The organism is Klebsiella sp. KP20-425-1, assembly GCF_025813515.1.
Lineage (GTDB): Bacteria > Pseudomonadota > Gammaproteobacteria > Enterobacterales > Enterobacteriaceae > Klebsiella > Klebsiella pneumoniae.
This window is the reverse complement of the sequence record NZ_CP109614.1, coordinates 792674-812789: the sequence shown is the minus strand read 5'-3', so window position 1 is coordinate 812789 and position 20116 is coordinate 792674. Positions and strand designations below refer to the sequence as shown.

17 protein-coding genes are annotated in these 20116 nt (G+C 57.7%); 3 read left to right on the top strand and 14 right to left on the bottom strand.

What is annotated here, in order from left to right; genetic code table 11:
* Positions 1–74: 74 nt before the first annotated feature.
* Both serA and rpiA read right to left on the bottom strand, forming a co-directional pair.
* A complete protein-coding gene (serA, locus tag OHJ17_RS04060; protein WP_002916493.1) occupies positions 75–1307 on the bottom strand; it encodes a phosphoglycerate dehydrogenase in 1233 nt (410 codons plus the stop codon).
* 269 nt (positions 1308–1576) lie between these two features.
* Positions 1577–2236 (bottom strand): ribose-5-phosphate isomerase RpiA, encoded by a 660-nt coding sequence (gene rpiA, locus OHJ17_RS04055; RefSeq protein WP_002916495.1) that lies wholly within the window; start codon positions 2234–2236, stop codon positions 1577–1579.
* Positions 2237–2403: 167 nt separating this feature from the next.
* Here rpiA and argP point away from each other — a divergent pair, with 167 nt between their 5' ends.
* On the top strand, positions 2404–3297 hold the full coding sequence (argP, locus tag OHJ17_RS04050; protein ID WP_002916497.1) for a DNA-binding transcriptional regulator ArgP: 894 nt from the start codon (positions 2404–2406) through the stop codon (positions 3295–3297).
* Between the two features lie 53 nt (positions 3298–3350).
* Here argP and OHJ17_RS04045 read toward each other — a convergent pair whose 3' ends face one another.
* The 7 genes from OHJ17_RS04045 to tkt form a co-directional block, all read right to left on the bottom strand.
* Entirely contained in the window at positions 3351–4118 is a 768-nt protein-coding gene (locus OHJ17_RS04045; RefSeq protein WP_002916499.1) for an oxidative stress defense protein, read from the bottom strand.
* Between the two features lie 89 nt (positions 4119–4207).
* On the bottom strand, positions 4208–4843 hold the full coding sequence (gene argO / locus OHJ17_RS04040) for an arginine exporter ArgO (RefSeq protein WP_004144747.1): 636 nt from the start codon (positions 4841–4843) through the stop codon (positions 4208–4210).
* A gap of 151 nt (positions 4844–4994) precedes the next feature.
* Positions 4995–5852, bottom strand: coding sequence for a small-conductance mechanosensitive channel MscS (locus OHJ17_RS04035; RefSeq protein ID WP_002916504.1), 858 nt, complete (start codon positions 5850–5852; stop codon positions 4995–4997).
* 190 nt (positions 5853–6042) lie between these two features.
* The gene (fbaA, locus tag OHJ17_RS04030; RefSeq protein ID WP_004144748.1) at positions 6043–7122 is read right to left on the bottom strand and encodes a class II fructose-bisphosphate aldolase; all 1080 of its coding nucleotides are present in this window, start codon (positions 7120–7122) and stop codon (positions 6043–6045) included.
* 97 nt (positions 7123–7219) lie between these two features.
* A complete protein-coding gene (gene pgk / locus OHJ17_RS04025; protein ID WP_002916508.1) occupies positions 7220–8383 on the bottom strand; it encodes a phosphoglycerate kinase in 1164 nt (387 codons plus the stop codon).
* Positions 8384–8422: 39 nt separating this feature from the next.
* Positions 8423–9451, bottom strand: a complete 1029-nt coding sequence (gene epd, locus OHJ17_RS04020) for an erythrose-4-phosphate dehydrogenase (protein ID WP_002916512.1) — start codon at positions 9449–9451, stop codon at positions 8423–8425.
* Between the two features lie 383 nt (positions 9452–9834).
* Entirely contained in the window at positions 9835–11826 is a 1992-nt protein-coding gene (gene tkt, locus OHJ17_RS04015; protein WP_004174438.1) for a transketolase, read from the bottom strand.
* 278 nt (positions 11827–12104) lie between these two features.
* On the opposite strand from tkt, the gene OHJ17_RS04010 reads away from it, so the two are divergent.
* Entirely contained in the window at positions 12105–12863 is a 759-nt protein-coding gene (locus tag OHJ17_RS04010) for a metalloprotease LoiP (RefSeq protein WP_032433520.1), read from the top strand.
* Positions 12864–13240: 377 nt separating this feature from the next.
* Complete coding sequence (locus tag OHJ17_RS04005) at positions 13241–14509, top strand: OprD family porin (protein WP_032433521.1); 1269 nt, start codon at positions 13241–13243, stop codon at positions 14507–14509.
* 136 nt (positions 14510–14645) lie between these two features.
* Here the strand turns inward: OHJ17_RS04005 and OHJ17_RS04000 are convergent, their stop codons facing one another.
* Genes OHJ17_RS04000 through OHJ17_RS03980 form a run of 5 tightly spaced genes read right to left on the bottom strand, consistent with a single transcriptional unit; the run spans position 14646 to position 20107 of the window.
* Positions 14646–16286 (bottom strand): thiamine pyrophosphate-binding protein, encoded by a 1641-nt coding sequence (locus OHJ17_RS04000; protein WP_023278740.1) that lies wholly within the window; start codon positions 16284–16286, stop codon positions 14646–14648.
* A 13-nt stretch (positions 16287–16299) separates the two neighbouring features.
* Positions 16300–17769, bottom strand: a complete 1470-nt coding sequence (locus OHJ17_RS03995) for an aldehyde dehydrogenase (protein ID WP_004151779.1) — start codon at positions 17767–17769, stop codon at positions 16300–16302.
* 15 nt (positions 17770–17784) lie between these two features.
* Positions 17785–18549 carry an aspartate dehydrogenase gene (locus OHJ17_RS03990; protein ID WP_004211378.1) on the bottom strand — a complete coding sequence of 255 codons (765 nt, stop codon included), beginning with the start codon at positions 18547–18549 and terminating at the stop codon, positions 17785–17787.
* 9 nt (positions 18550–18558) lie between these two features.
* Positions 18559–19353 (bottom strand): SDR family oxidoreductase, encoded by a 795-nt coding sequence (locus tag OHJ17_RS03985; RefSeq protein ID WP_002916526.1) that lies wholly within the window; start codon positions 19351–19353, stop codon positions 18559–18561.
* Complete coding sequence (locus OHJ17_RS03980; RefSeq protein ID WP_004174434.1) at positions 19337–20107, bottom strand: alpha/beta fold hydrolase; 771 nt, start codon at positions 20105–20107, stop codon at positions 19337–19339. Before OHJ17_RS03980 ends, OHJ17_RS03985 begins: the two co-directional genes overlap by 17 nt.
* Positions 20108–20116 lie beyond the last annotated feature (9 nt).

Here is a 20116-nt window from a genome sequence, read left to right as displayed (position 1 = left end):
GACGAGAAATTCAGCCTGGAAAGTATTAACAAAAAAACGGGCAGGTACGCGACCTGCCCGAGAGGCAAAAATGATTAGAACAGCAGACGGGCGCGGATAGTCCCCGGGATCGCTTTCATTGCCTGCAGCGCCTGCTGGGCAACATCTTCTTCCGCTTCAATATCAATCACCACGTAGCCCATCTGCGGCGACGTTTGCAGATACTGGGCGGCAATGTTGATGCTCTGCGCGGCGAAGATTTGGTTGATTGCGGTCAGGACGCCCGGCCGGTTCTCATGGATATGCAGCAGACGACGGCCGCCGTGCAGCGGTAGAGAAACTTCCGGGAAGTTAACTGCCGACAGGGTTGACCCGTTGTCAGAGTATTTCGCCAGCTTGCCAGCTACTTCCAGACCGATGTTCTCCTGCGCTTCCTGAGTGGAGCCACCGATATGCGGTGTGAGGATCACGTTATCAAACTCGCACAGCGGCGAAGTGAAGGGGTCGCTGTTGGTCGCAGGTTCAGTCGGGAAGACGTCGATAGCCGCCCCGGCCAGATGCTTACTGGCCAGCGCATCGCATAGCGCCGGAATGTCCACCACGGTACCACGGGAAGCGTTGATCAGCAGCGCGCCCGGCTTCATCAGCGCCAGTTCTTCCGCGCCCATCATATTTTTGGTAGAGGCGTTTTCCGGCACGTGCAGGCTGACCACATCGCTCATGTTCAGCAGGTCGGAGAGATGCTGTACCTGAGTGGCGTTGCCGAGCGGCAGTTTGTTTTCAATATCATAGAAGAAGACGTGCATTCCCAGCGATTCCGCCAGAATGCCAAGCTGGGTACCGATGTGGCCGTAACCGATGATGCCCAGCTTTTTACCACGCGCTTCGAAGCTGCCGACCGCCTGCTTGTTCCACACCCCGCGGTGCGCTTTGGCGTTGGCTTCCGGCACGCCGCGCAGCATCAGCAGCAGTTCGCCGATCACCAACTCGGCCACCGAGCGGGTGTTAGAGAACGGCGCGTTAAACACCGGAATACCGCGCTTCGCAGCGGCGTTCAGATCGACCTGGTTGGTCCCGATGCAGAAGCAACCGACGGCAACCAGTTTTTCCGCTGCGGCGAAAATCTCTTCAGTCAGATGGGTACGGGAACGCAGGCCGATGAAATGGGCATCACGGATCGACGCTTTCAGCTGTTCTGAATCCAGCGCGCCTTTATGAAATTCAATGTTGGTGTAACCCGCTGCGCGAAGGCTATCGATTGCCTTTTGATGCACACCTTCAACCAGCAGAAATTTAATCTTGTCTTTTTCCAGTGATACCTTAGCCATTTCCCCGTCCTGTTTTGTCTTAACTGATGTCGTGCTGAACGAAAGTTCGTCTCAGCAACATATCAAAAAAAACTATCGCGGCAATATGAACGTTTGCGTCGCCGTCCTGAAGAAATGTCATCCAGAGGGAAATCGCAGGACAAAACACCAGAAAGAGAAGAAATGGTAGCGTGTAAATCAGAATGGTTGCATAAATGTGACAGAAGTCACCAAATTGCACCTGGTGAAAAAATATTTGCGAGGGAGCCGGTCGGCTCCCTGCGGACAGACTATTTTACGATGGTCTTCACGCCGTCGGCAGTACCAATCAGCGCCACGTCGGCGCCACGGTTGGCGAACAGCCCCACGGTGACGACGCCAGGAATACCGTTGATCGCGTTTTCCAGCGCGATCGCATCGAGAATTTCCAGGCCGTGCACGTCAAGGATCACGTTGCCGTTATCGGTCACCACGCCCTGACGGTACTCTGGACGGCCGCCCAGCTTGACCAGCTGACGCGCCACGGCGCTGCGCGCCATCGGAATGACTTCCACCGGCAGCGGGAACTTGCCCAGAATATCGACCTGCTTGGAGGCGTCGGCGATGCAGATAAATTTATCCGCGACCGAGGCGATGATCTTTTCACGGGTCAGCGCCGCGCCGCCGCCTTTGATCATCTGCATATGGCCGTTGATCTCATCCGCGCCGTCAACATAGATCCCCAGGCGATCGACGCTGTTAAGATCGAAGACGGTGATCCCGAGGCTTTTCAGCTTCTCGGTGGAGGCGTCGGAGCTGGAAACCGCCCCTTCGATCTGCCCCTTCATGGTGCCCAGCGCGTCAATAAAATGGGCCGCCGTCGAGCCGGTGCCTACGCCGACAATAGTCCCTGGCTGTACATATTGCAGTGCTGCCCAACCTACCGCTTTTTTCAGTTCATCCTGCGTCATAATTCTGGTCCGAGATGTGAATGCCTGTGGCGCATTATAGAACATCGATAGTGGAAATGTCCCTGCGATGCAGATCACACAACTGAACAGACCAATTTCGTCTGTATCAAATAAAAATTTATGTCATAGTGCGAGATAACGATTAGTTATGGGGGCACGCCAGAATAATGAAACGACCGGACTACAGGACACTACAAGCGCTGGATGCGGTGATTAGGGAACGAGGATTTGAGCGCGCCGCGCAGAAGCTATGTATTACCCAGTCCGCCGTCTCACAGCGTATTAAGCAGTTGGAAAATATGTTCGGCCAGCCGCTGCTGGTGCGTACCGTGCCGCCGCGCCCCACCGAGCAAGGACAGAAACTGCTGGCTCTGTTGCGCCAGGTTGAACTGCTGGAGGAAGAGTGGCTGGGCGATGAACAAACCGGCTCGACGCCGCTGCTGCTGTCGCTGGCGGTGAACGCCGACAGTCTGGCGACCTGGCTGCTGCCGGCGCTGGCCAACGTTCTGTCAGACTCCCCTATTCGTCTCAACCTGCAGGTGGAAGATGAAACCCGCACCCAGGAGCGCCTGCGCCGTGGCGAAGTAGTGGGCGCAGTGAGTATCCAGCCGCAGGCGCTGCCAAGCTGCCTGGTGGATCAGCTGGGGGCGCTCGATTACCTGTTTGTCGCATCAAAAGAGTTTGCGCAACGCTATTTCCCGAATGGCGTGACGCGTTCGGCGCTGCTTAAGGCGCCGGTCGTCGCCTTCGACCATCTGGACGATATGCATCAGGCGTTCCTGCAGCAAAACTTCGACCTGCCGCCGGGCAGCGTCCCCTGCCACATCGTCAACTCGTCGGAAGCTTTCGTGCAGCTGGCGCGCCAGGGCACCACCTGCTGTATGATCCCGCATCTGCAGATCGAAAAAGAGCTCAACAGCGGCGAACTTATCGATCTCACCCCGGGCCTGTTCCAGCGCCGCATGCTCTACTGGCACCGCTTCGCCCCGGAAAGCCGCATGATGCGCCGGGTGACCGATGCGCTCATTGACTACGGACACAAGGTGCTGCGTCAGGATTAAACCGCGGGCATAAAAAAGCCACTTCGCTGAAGTGGCTTTTTTGTTTCTATCGCTTACTGGGCCGGTTTCGGCGTTTCCGCCGGTTTCGCCGGGGTGGCTGGAGCAGCGGCTTGCGCCGGCTGCAGCTCAAAGACTACATCGACCTGGTCGTCAAACTGGATAGTCGCCTGCTCGTAGGTTTCCTGGGCAGAAACCGGCGCAGCGTCAGCGGCCTTCATCATGCGAACCATCGGGCTCGGCTGATAGTTGGAGACATGGTAGCGCACGCTGTACACCGGACCCAGCTTGCTGTGGAAGCCTGCGGCCAGCTCCTGCGCCTGATGCACGGCGTCGTCGATCGCCGCTTTACGCGCTTTATCTTTGTAGGCGTCCGGTTGCGCAACGCCCAGCGAGACGGAGCGAATCTCGTTGAGACCCGCTTTCAGGGCGCCATCCAGCAGACCGTTGAGTTTATCCAGCTGGCGCAAGGTCACTTCCACTGTGCGCACCGCGCGATAGCCTTTCAGAATGCTTTTCCCGTTCTGATAGTCGTAATCAGGCTGGGTACGCAGATTCGCCGAGTTGATGTCCTTTTTAGCAATACCGCTCTTTTCGAGGAAAGAGAGATATTGCGCAACGCGATCGTCAGCCTGTTTTTTTGCCGACGCGGCGTCTTTTGCCGACACGTTCACTTCGATCGCCAGGGTGGCGATGTCCGGAACCGCGGCAACGCTTGCTGTGCCTGAAGTCACAATGTGCGGGCCATCCGGCAATTCGCTGGCCTGTGCCGCCATCGTGGTCAATCCGAGTGTTGCCGCCAGGGCTAAGACTTTTAACTTCACTGTCGTTTCTCCATGTTACTTAAATCGCCCTTACGGGACGCATGCCAGCAAGCTTAGCGCGTACAGCAGGAAAGTCCATCGGACAACGCTTAGTTAAGCAACGCCTGGATATGGCTGACGCCTTCTCTTGCCAGCTGAAACGCAATAAACCACATGACGGCGCCGACCACAATATTGATGATCCGCTGAGCTCTGGCGGTACGCAGTCGCGGCGCCAGCCAGGCGGCTAACAGCGCCAGGCCAAAGAACCACAGGAAAGAGGCGCTAATGGTCCCTAGCGCAAACCAGCGCTTCGGCTCCACCGCCAGCTGACCTCCCAGGCTGCCTAACACCACAAAGGTGTCCAGATAAACGTGCGGGTTAAGCCAGGTCACCGCCAGCATGGTGATAATGATTTTCCAGCGCCCCTGCTGCATTACCTCTGCATTGGCGAGTTCAAGACTCTGACTGAACGCCGTTTTCAATGCGCCGAAGCCATACCACAGCAAAAAGGCCACGCCGCCCCAGGTCACTAGCGCCAGCAGCCACGGGGATTGCATCAGCAGTGCGCTACCGCCGAAAATGCCAGCGCAGATTAACAGCAAGTCGCTGACCGCGCATAGCAGGGCAATCATCAGATGATACTGACGACGGATCCCCTGATTCATCACAAAGGCATTTTGAGGGCCAAGCGGCAATATCATAGCCGCTCCCAGGGCAAGCCCCTGAAAGTAATAAGTAAACATAAGGATTTATCCGCCGAGTTCGAGAGTGGCGCTGACTATAGCGCGAATGAATTATTAGCGGAAATTGAAAGAATTAATCATTAATTAGAACAACTAATGATGAGCTATTGAAAAAGGCCGGCATGGCCGGCCTAAGTTATTGAGAGGCGGTTTACTCTGCTTTTTCCGGCAGGCGCACCACATGAACATCCATCTGCGGGTAAGGGAAGCTGATGCCGTTGGCGTCAAATTCACGCTTGATACGCTCGAGGATATCCCAGTAGACGTTTTGCAGATCGCTGCTTTTGCTCCACACGCGCACCACGAAGTTCACCGACGAGGCGCCGAGTTCGTTCAGACGAACGGTCATTTCCCGATCGCGCAGAATTCGATCGTCAGATTCGATAATCGAGGTCAGCAGCTGCTTTACCTTGTCGATATCAGCATCGTAAGCGACGCCGATAATAAACTCATTGCGACGCGCAGGCTCCCGGGAGAAGTTAATGATATTGCCGGCGATGATTTTCCCGTTCGGGACCACCACTACTTTACCGTCCGCGGTACGCAGGGTGGTGGAGAAAATCTGCACGTTCAACACCGTACCTGCCACGCCGCCAAGGTCGACATACTCGCCAGCGCGGAACGGGCGGAACATCACCAGCAGTACGCCTGCGGCAAGGTTCGACAGCGATCCCTGCAGCGCTAAACCCACCGCCAAACCGGCAGCACCCAGCACCGCAATCACCGAGGCGGTCTGCACGCCTACCCGCCCCAGGGCGGCAATCAGCGTAAAGGCGATAACCGCATAGCGCACCAGCGCAGAGAGAAAATCGGCCACGGTAGCGTCAATTTTACGCGCCAGCATCAGGCGGTTGACGGTATTAGAGACGACGCGCGCCACGATCATCCCGACGATCAGGATAGCGATAGCCGCGACGATGTTGACGGCATAGCTCAGCAGCAGCTCCTGGTTGCGTGCCAGCCACGTCCCGGCGTGGTTGATGCTATCGACAACGTTCAAATCTTCCATTTAACATTCCTTATGAATCCCCTGGGGGGAAGTAAATAACTCAGCCTGCGACAGGGCAGTCAGGTTATAGGGTAAACAATAAGTGCACGTTTTGCCAAATGGATCACAGTTTTCTGCCGCGCTATCCTGTTGTTAAGATAATAAAAAAGCCCGCATTGCTGCGGGCTTCCGGGTAAGAAACAGATTTTTCTTACAGAACGTCGATCGCGTTCAGCTCTTTAAATGCCTGCTCCAGACGAGTCACCATGGAAGTCTGGGCAGCACGCAGCCATACGCGCGGGTCGTAGTATTTCTTGTTCGGCTGGTCTTCGCCTTTCGGGTTGCCCAGCTGGCCCTGCAGGTAAGCTTCGTTCGCTTTGTAATACTGCAGGATACCGTCCCAGGTTGCCCATTGGGTGTCGGTATCAATGTTCATTTTCACCACGCCGTAGCTGACGGAGTCTTTGATTTCCTGAGCGGAAGAACCGGAACCGCCGTGGAACACGAAGTTCAGGCTGTTGTGCGGCAGGTTGTGTTTCTTGGAAACATATTCCTGAGAGTCGCGCAGGATGGTCGGGGTCAGAACTACGTTACCTGGTTTGTACACGCCGTGTACGTTACCGAAGGAAGCGGCGATGGTGAAGCGCGGGCTGATTTTGCTCAGCTCGGTGTAGGCGTAATCCACGTCTTCCGGCTGGGTGTACAGGGCGGAAGCGTCCATGTGGCTGTTATCCACGCCGTCTTCTTCACCGCCGGTGCAGCCCAGTTCGATTTCCAGGGTCATGCCCATTTTGGCCATGCGAGCCAGGTACTTAGAGCAGATCTCGATGTTTTCGTGCAGGGACTCTTCAGACAGGTCGATCATGTGGGAAGAGAACAGCGGTTTGCCAGTAGCGGCGAAGTGTTTTTCACCGGCGTCCAGCAGGCCGTCGATCCACGGCAGCAGTTTCTTCGCGCAGTGGTCAGTGTGCAGGATAACCGGCACGCCGTAGTGTTCAGCCATCTGGTGCACGTGGTGGGCGCCAGAGATAGCGCCGAGGATAGCAGCGCCCTGAGGAACGTCAGTTTTCACGCCTTTACCTGCGATGAACGCTGCGCCGCCGTTAGAGAACTGAACGATAACCGGAGAGCGAACTTTCGCTGCAGCTTCCAGAACGGCGTTGATGGAATCAGTACCTACGCAGTTTACCGCCGGCAGTGCAAAGTTGTTTTCTTTCGCTACCTGGAACACTTTCTGAACGTCGTCGCCAGTGATGACGCCCGGTTTTACGAAATCAAAAATTTTAGACATGTTACTTAGTCCTGTATCTGTATCTTCGACCGTTGAAGAAGGTTCGCGAGCCCTTAAGCGCGCTGAAAAACAGGCGGGTTTCCCCGCCTGAACTGAATTACTGCTTAGCGCGCTCTTCGAGCATCGCTACTGCCGGCAGGACTTTGCCTTCGACGAATTCAAGGAATGCGCCGCCGCCAGTGGAGATGTAGGAAATTTTGTCAGCGATGCCGAACAGGTCGATCGCTGCCAGGGTGTCACCGCCGCCGGCGATGGAGAAACCTTCGCTGTCCGCGATAGCGTTAGCCACGATTTCAGTCCCTTTACGGAAGTTAGGGAATTCGAATACGCCAACCGGGCCGTTCCACAGGATGGTTTTGGCGTTCTTCAGGATTTCAGCCAGTTTCTGTGCGGAAACGTCGCCAAGGTCCAGAATCTGCTCGTCATCTTTGATGTCGTTAACAGATTTCAGGGTTGCCGTTGCGGTTTCGGAGAACTCGGTCGCTACGCGAACGTCGGTCGGAACCGGGATATCGCAGGTGCCCAGCAGGCGCTTGGCTTCATCAACCAGATCTGCTTCGTACAGGGATTTACCGACGTTGTGGCCCTGAGCAGCAACGAAGGTGTTAGCGATACCGCCGCCCACGATCAGCTGGTCAGCGATTTTAGACAGGGAATCCAGAACGGTCAGTTTGGTGGACACTTTAGAACCACCAACGATAGCGACCATCGGACGAGCTGGCTCTTTCAGCGCTTTACCCAGCGCGTCCAGTTCAGCGGCCAGCAGCGGGCCTGCGCACGCCACGTCAGCAAATTTGCCGATGCCGTGGGTGGAAGCCTGCGCGCGGTGCGCAGTACCGAAAGCGTCCATCACGAACACGTCGCACAGCGCAGCGTATTTCTTAGACAGTTCTTCGTCGTCTTTTTTCTCGCCTTTGTTGAAGCGAACGTTTTCCAGCACCACCAGTTCACCGGCAGCCACTTCCACGCCGTCCAGGTAGTCTTTAACCAGGCGTACCGGGTTGGACAGTTTGTCTTTCAGGTAATTAACAACCGGCAGCAGAGAGAATTCTTCGTTGTACTCGCCTTCGGTCGGACGACCCAGGTGAGAAGTAACCATGACTTTCGCGCCCTGCTTCAGCGCCAGTTCAATGGTCGGCAGAGATGCACGGATACGTGCGTCGCTGGTTACTTTCCCGTCTTTAACTGGTACGTTCAGATCCGCACGGATAAAAACGCGTTTACCAGCCAGATCCAGATCGGTCATCTTAATTACAGACATGGTGAATCCTCTCGTTGATTCATAAAGTTTTGTCGACGTTTACGCGTCGAACCTGAAACCAATAGCCGCCATCGCTAACGTCGTGTCGAGCATTCGGTTAGCAAAGCCCCATTCGTTATCGCACCAGACCAGCGTTTTGATCAGATGCGCGCCACTGACCCGGGTTTGCGTACCATCGACGATGGCGCTGTGCGGATCGTGGTTAAAATCTGTCGAGACCAACGGTAATTCCGTATAGTCAACTATACCATGAAATGCACCTTGTGCTGCTTTTTGCAGCAACTGGTTGACTTCACATGCTTTTACCGGTTTTTTCACCGTCACGCTCAGGTCAATTGCCGTCACGTTAATCGTCGGCACCCGCACGGCAATCGCTTCAAAACGGTCGTTAAATTGCGGAAAAATACGGGTGATCCCTGCCGCCAGTTTGGTATCCACCGGAATGATCGACTGGCTGGCCGCGCGGGTACGCCGCAGATCCGGATGATAAGCGTCAATCACCTGCTGGTCATGCATCGCCGAGTGAATGGTGGTGACGGTGCCGGACTCAATGCCATAGGCGTCATCGAGCAGTTTAATGATCGGAATAATGCAGTTGGTGGTGCAGGAGGCGTTGGAGACAATGCGATGCCCGGCGCGAAGTTCATCCTGATTTACGCCGTACACCACCGTCGCGTCGAGGTCGTTGCCGCCGGGGTGGGAAAAGAGCACTTTTTTCGCCCCCGCCTGAAGATGGGCTTCACCGTGTTCACGACTCCCGTATACCCCGGTACAGTCAAGCACGACGTCCACCGCCAGTTCGCGCCAGGGCAGCGCCGCAATGGTCGGCTCATGCAGCAGACGGATGGCATCGTCGCCAACAAACAGCTGCTCGCGCTCCTGACGGACATCCCAGGCGAAACGGCCATGGCTGGTGTCATATTTCAATAAATGCGCGATGCCCGCGGCATCCGCCAGCTCATTGATTGCCACCACGGTGATTTCCGCACGACGCCCGGATTCATATAGAGCACGAACCACGTTGCGTCCAATGCGACCGAAGCCATTAATCGCGATGCGAATGGTCATAGATCTCCTGCAAGGCTGTCCCTGTTATGAGGTGGCTGACAGAGTAATCCAGCAACGCTCTGAGGGGAACCTTACCAGCTGCAAACTGCGACTGATTGATTAATTGTCGAACATTTAAACGACTGAAACGCTTCAGCTAGAATAAGCGAAATGAGGAATAAAAGGAATGTTTGTCCAGCGCAATAAACCAGCTATATGACTCACATCACATTTTCTCTGGAATAATTTACAACCGTATTACATGGTTCAGGAATAGCAGATACAAAAAGCCGGGTGGCGAGATAAAAGCAAAACGGTAACCCAGGGGTTACCGTTTTGGTGTTTGCACCCTCTCCTGTGGGAGAGGGTTGGGGTGAGGGCATCAGCCCGCACCGTACCAGCGATTACAGCAGCGCTTTCGCTTTAGCGACCACGTTATCAACGGTGAAGCCGAACTCCTCGAACAGCTGCTCAGCCGGCGCAGACTCACCGAAGGTGGTCATGCCAACGATAGCGCCGTTCAGGCCAACGTATTTGAACCAGTAGTCAGCGATACCCGCTTCCACGGCAACGCGCGCGGTCACGGCTTTCGGCAGTACGGATTCGCGATAAGCCGCATCCTGCTTGTCGAACGCGTCGGTGGACGGCATGGAAACCACGCGCGCCTTCACGCCTTCGGCAGTCAGTTTGTCCCATGCGGCAACCGCCAGTTCCACTTCTGAACCGGTGGCGATGAAGATCAGCTCCGGCTGGCCGGCGCAATCTTTCAGCACATAACCGCCGCGGGCCACGTTCGCCAGCTGCTCTGCGGTACGCTCCTGCTGCGCCAGGTTCTGACGGGAGAGGATCAGCGCGGTCGGGCCGTCCTGACGCTCCACGCCATATTTCCACGCAATCGCGGATTCAACCTGGTCACACGGACGCCAGGTGGACATGTTCGGGGTCACGCGCAGGGAAGCCACCTGCTCTACCGGCTGGTGAGTCGGGCCGTCTTCGCCCAGACCGATGGAGTCGTGGGTGTAGACCATCACCTGACGCTGTTTCATCAGCGCGGCCATACGTACCGCGTTACGCGCGTATTCCACGAACATCAGGAAGGTGGAGGTGTACGGCAGGAAGCCGCCGTGCAGCGCGATACCGTTGGCGATAGCGGTCATACCGAACTCGCGCACGCCGTAGTGGATGTAGTTCCCGGCAGCGTCTTCGTTGATCGGCTTAGAGCCGGACCACAGGGTCAGGTTGGACGGCGCGAGATCTGCGGAGCCGCCGAGGAATTCCGGCAGCAGCGGGCCGAAGGCTTCGATGGCGTTCTGCGAGGCTTTACGGCTGGCGATTTTCGCCGGGTTGGCCTGCAGCTTCGCGATGAACTCGTTAGCTTTCGCGTCGAAGTCAGACGGCATCTCGCCTTTCATACGGCGGGTGAATTCGGCTGCTTCCTGCGGGAAGGCTTTGGCGTAGGCAGCGAACTTCTCATTCCACGCCGCTTCTTTCGCCTGGCCGGCTTCTTTGGCATCCCACTGGGCATAGATGTCAGACGGGATGTCAAACGGCGCGTGTTTCCAGCCCAGCGCTTCGCGGGTCAGGGCGATTTCGGCGTCGCCCAGCGGCGCGCCGTGGGAGTCGTGGGTACCGGCTTTGTTCGGCGAACCGAAACCGATGATGGTTTTGCACATCAGCAGGGACGGTTTGTCGGTGACCGCCCGTGCTTCTTCTACCGCGCGTTTGATGGCGTCAGCGTCGTGACCGTCCACGCCGCGCACCACGTGCCAGCCGTAGGCTTCAAAGCGTTTCGCGGTGTCGTCGGTGAACCAGCCTTCAACGTGGCCGTCGATGGAGATGCCGTTGTCATCATAGAACGCCACCAGTTTACCCAGTTTCAGGGTACCGGCCAGGGAGCACACTTCGTGAGAAATGCCTTCCATCATACAGCCGTCGCCCATGAAGGCGTAGGTGTAGTGGTCGACGATATCGTGTCCCGGACGGTTGAACTGCGCCGCCAGGGTTTTCTCGGCGATAGCCATCCCGACCGCGTTAGCGATACCCTGGCCCAGCGGACCGGTGGTGGTTTCCACGCCTGCGGTGTAACCGACTTCCGGGTGACCCGGAGTTTTGGAGTGCAGCTGGCGGAAGTTTTTCAGCTCTTCAATCGGCAGATCGTAGCCAGTGAGGTGCAGCAGGCTGTAAATCAGCATCGAACCATGGCCATTTGACAACACAAAACGGTCACGGTCAGCCCAGGCCGGATTGTTCGGGTTATGGTTCAGGAAATCACGCCACAGCACTTCGGCAATGTCAGCCATACCCATCGGGGCCCCCGGGTGGCCGGATTTGGCTTTCTGTACAGCGTCCATGCTCAGCGCACGAATAGCGTTAGCAAGCTCTTTACGTGAGGACATTTTGACTCCAGTTCGGACTGTTGAAGGCCATGCCCTTAACGACTTGACGAGAGCGCGTTTTGGGCTACGCCGGAAAAAAGTGTGAACAATGTAACCCAAGCGACAAGTCATGTACATGGAGCATCCTTTTGCCCTTTAAGAAATCTCTGGAACAGGTTGTGCTACGCCGGAATCCGCTCGCCCGCATCCTGCGATACTCTTTATAATTTACGCAGAATACGGTTCCCTGCCGTCGCCGTATTTTCGGATAAACAACCATAAGATTGTGGAAGATAAAAATGAAAATTCGCTCAACCGTACTTGCTCTTGGGATCGCAGCAACCCTCACCGGATGTCAGAACATGGACTCCAACGCTCTGCTCAGCTCAGGCGCCGAAGCCTTCCAGGCATACTCTCTCAGCGACGCGCAGGTGAAAACCTTAAGCGACCAGGCCTGTAAAGAGATGGACGCCAAAGCGAAAATCGCCCCGGCCAACAGTGAATACAGCCAGCGGCTGAACAAAATCGCGGCTGCGCTGGGCGATAACATCAATGGTCAGCCCGTGAACTACAAGGTCTATGAGACCAAGGATGTCAACGCCTTCGCCATGGCCAACGGCTGCATCCGCGTCTACAGCGGGCTGATGGATCTGATGAACGATAATGAAGTCGAGGCGGTGATCGGCCACGAAATGGGCCACGTCGCGCTGGGCCACGTGAAGAAAGGCATGCAGGTCGCCCTGGGTACCAACGCCGTGCGTGCGGCGGCGGCCTCCGCGGGCGGTATCGTCGGTAGCCTGTCGCAGTCTCAGTTGGGCGATCTGGGCGAAAAACTGGTGAACTCGCAGTTCTCCCAGCGTCAGGAATCGGAAGCGGATGATTACTCTTACGACCTGCTGCGTAAGCGCGGTATCAATCCGTCGGGACTGGCCACCAGCTTCGAGAAACTGGCCAAGCTGGAAGCCGGTCGTCAGAGTTCGATGTTTGACGATCACCCGGCCTCAGAAGCGCGCGCCCAGCATATTCGCGATCGCATGAAGGCCGACGGGATTAAATAATCATCAGCGGGAGGCATTATTGCCTCCCTTTTTTATATATCCGTAAAAATATTTAGCCGCATTAATTGATAATTTAAGCGCACAAACCGTTAATTATTATCACAGCGCATCACAGCCAATTATTTTATGCCCGGCGATTCAGAAATATATTATTTGGTAAATTAAAAAGGCCGCACACTATCTGGCTTCCAGAATCGTCTTTACCCGAATAATAAATAGTCCACCCCTTACTGCCTGGCGCACGGCTCATGCACCATACAACCTGTTTCCGGCTGCAATAACTGCTCACACAATGATTGCTTTCGACATTATTTCAGGAGAATATCTGACTGGCAGTGATTCCCTTGAATATATCGACAGACAGAGAAGTGCCCTCAGTGAAAAAAGAATTACCATTACTCGCGCTTGGCATTATTGCCGCCGCGCCGGCTTTCGCCAGCCAACAATCTACCAGTCAGGGCTTTATTGAAGACAGCCACCTCGATCTCTTTTTACGTAACGCTTATATCAAACGCGATTATCGCGATGGTTTGCCGGATAAAGCCGAATGGGGTCAGGGTATCATCGCTACCTTCGAGTCCGGCTTTACTCAAGGGCCGGTCGGCTTCGGCGTTGACGGCATTGCGCAGTACGCCGTGCGCCTCGACGGCGGCCGCGGCCGCAGCGGCGCGGGCGGTATCGACTTTTTCGCCCAGGATGATGATGGCCGCGCGAAGTCCGATTTAGCAAAATTTGGCGCTACCGCTAAAATGCGCTTCTCGAATACCGTACTCAGCTACGGCAGCCAGCGCCCGATGCTGCCAATCGTCTACGCCGATGACTCGCGGCTGCTGTACGAGAGCTATACCGGTACCATGCTGACCTCAAAAGAAATCGACGGTCTGGAAATTAACGCCGGTTATCTTACCGATCAGCAGCGCAAAAGCGACGACAGCCACAATAGCGGCCTGAAAAGCCTGACCTTTGGCGGCGCCAGCTATCAATTCAACGACCAGCTCAGCGGCGCGCTTTACGCTTCTCACGTCGAGGACGTGCTGAATAAGCAGTATCTCGGCCTGAACTACAAGCAGCCGTTCGCCGCCGACCAGCAGCTGATTGTTGACTTCAATGGCTATAACTCGCGCTTAGATCAAGAATATGCCGACGCCAATGACACCGGGCGCAGCAACAGCATCTGGAGCCTGGCCGCCAGCTATATCTGGGATATTCACACGTTTAAGGTCGCTTACCAGCAAAGCAGCGGCAGCACCGGCTACCACTACGGCGGGTATCAGAATCAGGGCGGCGTTGGCGATGGCGGCAACACCATCTGGCTGGCTAACTCCTACTGGTCCGATTTTAACGGCGAGGATGAGCGTTCCTGGCAGGCCTCCTATGGCCTGGATTTTGCCGGACTGGGCGTACCGGGCCTGAGCTGGACCACCGCCTACGTTCGCGGCGATAACATTAAAACCGCCGAGACCAGCAACGGTAAAGAACACGAATGGTTCAACCAGGTGCAGTACCAGGTGCAAAACGGCATGGCGAAAGATTTGAAATTGAGACTCCGCTATTCGGTGCTGCGCGTTTCCAGCAACGCCAGCGACTATAACGTCAGCGGTAATGAAGTGCGGTTCTACGTCGAATATCCGTTTAACGTGTTTTAACCGTGTAATGAACCCTCTCCTGTGAGCCGGCCCTCTCCCGGCGCGCGGGAGCAACCGTCCGGCGCCTTGATTAACCCCCTGTGCCGTGCGGTACCCTCTCCCCGGAAGGGAGAGGGTTGGGGTCACTGGGTTATCATTAATACAGCGTTTTCTGCGGCGGGCCGGCAAAGCGCAGCGCGCCAATCTGGCCCATCTTCACTTCCACCACCGATGGCCCCGGCATCGCCAGCGCTTCGGTCATCACCGCCTGGAAATCCTCAGCCCGATCCACGCTCCACGCCTGCAGACCCATCGCCTGCGCCAACAGGGTAAAGTCTGGCGTGTGCAGCTCGTTGTAATACTGACGGCCGCCAAAATACTTATCCTGAATACCGCGCATTACGCCGTAGCCGCCGTCATTCATAATCAACAGCGTCACGTTGGCCTTCTCCTGCGCCAGGGTCGCCAGTTCGCCAAGGTTGAGGCTCAGGCCGCCGTCGCCCACCAGGCCGACCACTTTACGTTGCGGATTGGCAATCGCGGTGCCCACCGCCATCGGTAGCCCCATACCGATGGCTCCGGCCAGAGAATGGATATTCATCAGCGGGCCGTGAGCGCGGAACAGACGGCTGCCCCACAGGCTGCCGGAAACGGTAATATCGCGCACCAGGATGCCGTCATCGGGCAGCGCCTGCGCAATCGCGTCATTCAATTTAGCGTAAGCGCCGCACTGGTCGCGCAGCCCCTGCTCCGCCGCCTCTACCGCCGCTTTAAGCTGGCTATCCCAACGCGCATCGCCCCACATCCGGCCCTGCACCCGCTCTGCCAGCGCCGCTAATAAAGCGCGGCAGTCCGCCACCAGCGTGTTGTCCATCAGGTAGTTACGGCTGGCCGCCGCCGGGTCGATATCAATCTGCACCCGCGGTGTGGGCAGTTCCAGCGTCCAGGAACGCGTTTCGTTGCTGCGCAGCCGGGAACCGGCAACAAGTGTGAAATCACATTGTGAAATCAGCGCTTCAACCGAGGGAGAATTATGAAACGCGCGCAGGCTGGCGCGATGGCTGTCCGCCAGAATGCCGCGGCCGTGGGTACTGGAAATCACCGTCACCCCGGCATCCGCCAGCGTCTTCACCGCCTCGCCGCTCTCTAACGCGCCGCCGCCAAGCCACAACAGCGGTTGCTTCGCCTGCTTAAGCTGCGCCCACAGCGCATCGACCAGCGACGCTTCCGGCTCAACCGCCGGAGCGCGTTTCAGCGGCGCGGTCAGCAGTGAAAGCGGAATTTTGGCGCTCTGAATGTCGATTGGGATCTCCACCGAGACCGGGCCGCACGGCGGCGTCTGCGCCTCCTGAATCGCCTTATGCAGGATAGCCACCGCCTGGTTGGCGTTGCTAATGCGGTAAGCGCGCTTCGAACTGGCTTTCAGGAAGGTCAACTGATCGCGGGTTTCATGAATGAAACCGGTGTCGGCGTCCAGCCAGGCTTTTTCGACCTGTCCGGTCAGGTGCAGCAGCGGCGTACCGGCGTTCATCGCCTCAACCAGCGCGCCGACCGCATTACCCGCACCCGCGCCGGTACTGGTCAGCGCCACGCCGAGCCCTGAAAAACGGCCGTGGGCGTCAGCCATGGTCACCGAGCCCGCTTCACCGCGCGCCGGAACAAAGCGGATTTTTTCCCGCTGGCCGACGGCATCGGCGATCGGCAGGTTATGGATAGAAATGACGCCATAAATGGCTTCAACGTGATACTGCTCCAGCGTTCTGGCGATGGCATCGCCGACGGTTATCATTTCGCTCATTGCTCACCCTTTCTCAGTCGCACCAGTGGTTGACGCTATTACCCGTCGCCAGATAAATGCTCTTTTGTTGCATCCAGGCTTTCAGCCCCTGGATCCCTTTTTCGCGGCCCAGACCGCTCTCTTTAAAGCCCCCAAACGGGGTCGAAATGGAGAAAACTTTGTAGGTGTTGATCCACACCGTACCGGCTTCCAGTTGTTCGCTCAGACGCAGCGCGCGGCCGGTATCACGCGTCCAGATCCCCGCCGCCAGTCCGAAGACCGAATCATTGGCCTCGCGGATCAGCGCCGCTTCATCGTGAAAACGCATCGCCACCAGAACCGGTCCGAAGATCTCTTCCTGGCAAACGCGGGCCTGATTGTTCAGCCCTTCAATGATGGTCGGCAGGAAATAGCTGCCTGCCGCCAGCGCCGGATCCGCCGGGATCTCGCCGCCGCATAGCACGCTGCCGCCTTCGCGTTTCGCCAGCTCGACGTACTCCAGCACGCTCTGCCGGTGTTTATCGTTGATCAGCGGCCCGACGTGGGTGCCAGCGCTGAACGGATGGCCAACCCGCAGCCCTTGGGTTAACTCCAGCAGGCGGGCCATTAATTGCGGATACACTTTGTCATGAACAAACAGCCGCGAGCCGGCAATACAGGCCTGGCCGCCGGAGCTGAAAATGCCGTAGCAGATGCCCCGCGCCGCCTGTTCGATATCGGCATCTTCCAGCACGATGGTCGGTGATTTGCCGCCCAGCTCCAGCGACGCCGGAATTAGCTTTTCCGCCGCCACATGCGCCAGGTGACGTCCGGTGGTGGTGCCGCCGGTAAAGGAAATTTTGCGCACCTTAGGATGGCGGGCCAGCGCATCGCCGATAATCGATCCTTTACCCGGCAGCACGCTCAGCAGTCCGGCGGGTAAACCGGCCTGCTCAAAGATCTTCGCCAGTTCCAGCGCCATGAGCGGCGTGGCTTCCGCCGGTTTGAGGATCACCGCATTTCCGGCGGCGATCGCCGGGGCCACCTTCTGCATTTCGCTGGCGATCGGCGAGTTCCACGGGGTGATCGCCGCCACCACGCCCAGCGGCTCATAGCGGCTCAGGGTCAATAGATCTGCCTGCCGCGGCGTCGGCAGCTCGCCTTCCAGCAGTTCGCAGGCGGCGGCAAAATAGCGTGCCGTCCCCGCCGCGCTCATCACCAGCCCTCGCGCTTCCGCCAGCGGTTTACCATTATCGCGGCTCTGCTTTTGGGTGAGCTCATCAAGCTGTGCTTCAATTAGATCGGCGACTTTATGCAGGATCTTCGCCCGCTGATGCGGCAGCATCGCCCGCCACGTTGGCTCCCGCCAGGCGCGGTCGGCACAGTCGATCGCCTCCTGTAAATCATCGAGGCTTGCCGCATGCAGCGCCGCGTTAATAGCGCCATCCGCCGGAAACTGGCTGTGCATCAAATTGCCGCCGCCGCGACGCCACTGGCCGCCGATAAAAATGTCTAATTCGTCCATCTCAGCCTCTCTGCGTTATGCCAGTTCACGGCAGGCGCGTACCGCGCTCAGTGCCGCGAGGGTCGATGTTTTCGGATTGCTGGCGAGCGGCAGGCCGCTCAGCTCCAGGTGAAACTCGCCGAACAATCCTTCGGCGTGTAGCGTATGGGTGTTGCGTTGCGTCGCCGGATCGACCATCAGCTGTACTCGGGTCGCGTCAAGGCCGATACCGCCCAGCGCGATGGTTGCCGCCACGTTGGCATTTGCCGGGAATAGCCGCGCCGCCTCGCGGGCGCTGCCTTCGAAGAAAATTTGCGCTTCATTGACCGCGCTGAGGTCGATAAGCTGTTCGGCATAGCTGCCGCGCCAGCTGGCCGGGCTTTTACGCGACTGATAGGTCACTCGTTCAAGCCCCCCCTCTTTGGCCGCCGCCAGGCCGTCAATCCCGGCTACTGCGCCAGCCAGCAGCGTCAACTTGCCGCCCGCCTGACGTAAACGCTGTTCCAGTTCGCTGTCCGCCAACGCACCGGTCGAGATCACCGCCAGATGCCAGCCGCGCGCCAGTACCGCTTCGCCGTATTGCGCGACCGCCTGCTGACTGGCGCATTCCAGCACCAGATCCGGCGTCCCACCGCATTGCAGCGGATCGGTAAGCGGCGTCACCGCTTGACCAAACTGCAGGCAGATCGCTGCGTGATGCGATTCGCGCGCCACGATCCACTCCACCCTCACCTGCGGCGGCAGGCGTTCAATCACCGCCTGGGCCATCGCGCCATAGCCAATTAACATGACCTTTTTCATCATCTTTCCTTACAGATGGCGACAGAAACCGCCGGAAACGTCCAGCGCCGCGCCGGTGGTAAAGGAGGCCAGCGGCGAAGCGAGGAATAGCAGCGCTTGCGCTGGCTCCTGCGGCTTACCGAGACGCGCCATCGGGATCCCCCGCTTACGGGCGATATCGGCGGTCCACTGCTGCCAACTCTGGCTCTTATCGCTTCGGCTCTCAAAACGGCGCTGCCACTGCCCGGACTCCACCATCCCCAGCAGAATGGAATTCACACGAATACCTTTATCCACCAGCTCTTTCGACAGAGTCAGCGTCATATTGAGCAGCGCTGCGCGGGCGGCAGAGGTGGCGATCATGTGCTCTTCCGGCTGTAACGCCAGCAGCGAGTTCACACAGGTAATCGAGGCGATATCCGACGCCTCTAGCAGGGACTGAAAGGCCTTTACCGGGTTAATCACGCCGAACAGTTTCAGTTCGGCTTCGTGCAGCCAGGCCTCACGTGGCGTATCGGCGAAGTGGGCGACATAGCCCTGGCCGGCGTTATTAATCAGCATATCGACGCCGCCGAAACGCGCGGCGACCGCGGCGGCGAACGCCTCAACTTCAGCTTCGTTCAGTACGTCACAGCGCCAGGAGAACACCTCACCTTCTGGATATTCGTTTTGCAACGCCGCATGGGCGCTAGCCAGCCGATCCGGGTTGCGGCCACAAAAGGCGACTTTCGCCCCTTCGCCCAGCAGCAGGCGCAGCGTTTCAAAGCCGATTCCTGACGAACCGCCGGTGACTACCGCGACGCGTCCTTCAATTTGTGCATTCATCGCGCACCTCTTCCCCTATGCGTAAAAGCTGTTGATTAAAAAAGATTTCGTTATCGAGATAGCTGGCATGTCCAGCCTGAGGGATGGCGATGTAAGGGGCGCCGTAACGCAGCGCCACTCCCTGCACTAACTCCGGTTGGGTAATGGCATCCTGCTCGCCACACCACACGGAGAGACGACCGCGATAGTCGGCGAGCCAACGGTGAATGTCGTCATGGGCCAGCATCCAGGCCGCGGCGAGATAACCGTCGCGGCGTAGCCTGCGCATCCCCGCCGCCACCGTCGCCACATCGGCTTCGCGCGCGCCAGGGCGCAGCAGTTTTGCCGCTCGCCCCTGGGCCATCGCCTCGCCGCCCAGCGCTATCTGCTGTTGACGCCCCTGCCAGACTTTTTCCCGCTGTGCGGCTTCCGCCTGGCCGTAGCCCTGCGCGACGTCGGCGAGCACCAGGTAAAGCACCCTCTGCGGGTATTTCGCGGCGAAGGCGGCCGCCACCAGCGCGCCCAGCGAATGGCCGACCAGTATGGTTTGCTCTACTCCAGCGCGGTCCAGCATTCGCGCCAGCGCGTCGGCGTAATCGCCGGCATTCGCCGGCGCCGCCGCCAGCATCGGGCTTTCGCCATAACCGGGCATATCCCAGGCCAGCACGCGGTAGCCGGGTAGCGCCATCTGTTTATGCCAGGAGGCCGCGCCGGAACTGATGCCGTGCAGCAGCGTCAGCGGAATACCGCTTCCTTGTTCACGAAACCCCGTCATCATCGCCCC